At 39.5% G+C, this 2,177-nt stretch carries 3 protein-coding genes; all 3 read left to right on the forward strand.

The window, feature by feature from the left end:
• Positions 1–545, forward strand: a 545-nt coding sequence (locus RLO81_RS01490; RefSeq protein ID WP_350106187.1) for a SusD/RagB family nutrient-binding outer membrane lipoprotein, incomplete at its 5' end; no start/stop codon positions are given.
• 11 nt (positions 546–556) lie between these two features.
• Positions 557–1,507, forward strand: a complete 951-nt coding sequence (locus RLO81_RS01495; RefSeq protein WP_350106189.1) for a hypothetical protein — start codon at positions 557–559, stop codon at positions 1,505–1,507.
• A gap of 11 nt (positions 1,508–1,518) precedes the next feature.
• Positions 1,519–2,177: hypothetical protein (locus RLO81_RS01500; RefSeq protein WP_350106192.1), on the forward strand; the 659-nt coding region annotated here is incomplete at its 3' end.

Raw genomic sequence — 2,177 nt, forward strand, 5'->3', positions numbered from 1 at the left:
TTGCTGCTAATGCTTCTACCCTGGCTGCAGGTCAGGTAACTGGCCCAGGTAATACACCACAGCGATTATTAGATGCTGGAGAAGTCCTATTTATTAGAGCAGAATTGGCACAGGCCAATGTAACAACTGACGATGCACGTACCTTATTGAGCCAGGCGATTGATGCATCTTTTGCTAAGGTAAATGAGATAGCAAATGCTGCCGGTGCTCCAACGATTGCAGCAACAGCCATTACTAACTACCGAGATGCTGTATTAGCAACGTATGACGCAGCAACACCTGGTGCAACAGGAGGCCAGATGGAAGTGATTATGACTTCAAAATGGATAGCACAGTTTGGTAATTCAGTGGTAAGTTATAATGATATAAGAAGAACTGGTTACCCAAGATTACATGATGGCAATGCTGATAACTTAGGTGTAACAGTACAAACTAGGCAATTCCCGGTAAGCTTACCATATGATATTACCAATGGTCAATTGAATGCAAATTTCCCTGGCCAACGTGTGATAGCCACTGATAAGGTTTTTTGGGATGTTAATTAATAAAAATAAAAATGATGAAAAATATATTTAAATATACATTTTTAGGTCTTTCACTGATGTTTTTGGCATCGTGCGAAGATGAAGACACGCAAAGAATTCCTATAGATGAATTAGGAAATGGACCAAATGTTCGGGTTGTCATAGATCCTAATAATTCATTTCTAGACTTTGATAATATCAATTCTGCTGTTTTTAAATACACAGTATACACAGAAAGTACAGATCTGCAATTGGTTCAATTCAATGTATCGTTTATTCCATTTGCTACAGGTGTAGCTGTTGATACTCTTTTAATAGAAGAATGGACACTCGCTGATTTTACTGGAGGGTCTATTTCTGTTGAATATTCTTCAAATCAACTAGCAACTTTATTTGGGTTAAGTGGCGCTGGAGATTTGGAAGGTGGCGATACCTTTGCATTTACGAATACAACTACAATGAATGATGGCAGGGTTTATCCTTCACCAACAGTTGGAGGCAATATCAATGTTACTCCCAATATTGTACAATCTGCTGCAACTACAAGTTTTACTTCTAATTTCAGCACTTTCGTAGGTTGCCCATCTCAAATACCCGTGGGCAATTTCACTATGATCTTTAATGGATCATTTTGTGATCCACCTTGTGGATTTGAAAACCCAGGCGCAAGCCCTGCCACAGACCTTGTTTATGAAGGCGTAGCAATAACACGAGTAGGGCCTGTTGCTTATCAGGTATCTCAGGTTGATCAACCGGTTGAGGCTATTTACAGTGGTATTGGCTACACTGGATTTTCGAATACAGGTGCAATTCAGGATATATGTGGTGTTCTTCAAGGTACTTTTGGAACTCAGTTTGTTGCTACAGGTTTCCAACCGATTATTCAGCCAAGTTCCACTTTTGATAATGGCGCTGGAACAATCACAATAGACTTTATTACTGGTTTTGGAGGTTCCGGAACTTACGAATTTGTACCCAATTAAATGATAAATCGATGAATAAGAACTTAATAATATTATTTTTTACTGTCTTTTTAATTTCAAGTTGCGTTGACGATTATGAAGAAGCGAATCCACCGAGATTGTTGGATGCTCCTGCAGTAAATACTATAGAATTATCTGAACTTACTCTTTTTGGAGGCGAATCAACTTCTGCTACAATTGTTGTTTCAGATGCTCCAGCTGGAATTGCGGATGTGTCTATTGTTGATACTGACGTATTTGGAGTTTCAGTTGGCGGTACAACAACAATTGTTAGTGGGTTGGGAATTACTAGTGGGCAAGTTGTTGCAGAGTATACTGCGCCTGAAGGATTTACTGGAACAGTGAATTTATCAATAGCAGTACTTGATGGACAAGTGGATACTGAAGGGAATGATGCCAGTAAGTCTTCTGTTGCTCAGGATATTGAAATTCAAATATTTTGTAAGCAACCAGAACCTGGTGATTATCTAGTTACAATGCATGATTCATTCGGTGACGGTTGGCAAACTACCACTGGTGGTGGTGGTCCAGGAATTCAGGTTACACTTGATGATGGGACTGTTTTAGAAGTGACATTGGCAGATGGCTTTGAAGGGGAGGACACTATTACTATTCCAAACGGAACCATTTCCGCTTCTTGGTTTTTCCCTGGGGATTTCTATGGTGAGAT

This window comes from Fulvivirga sp. (assembly GCF_040220315.1).
Classification (GTDB): Bacteria; Bacteroidota; Bacteroidia; order Cytophagales; family Cyclobacteriaceae; genus Fulvivirga.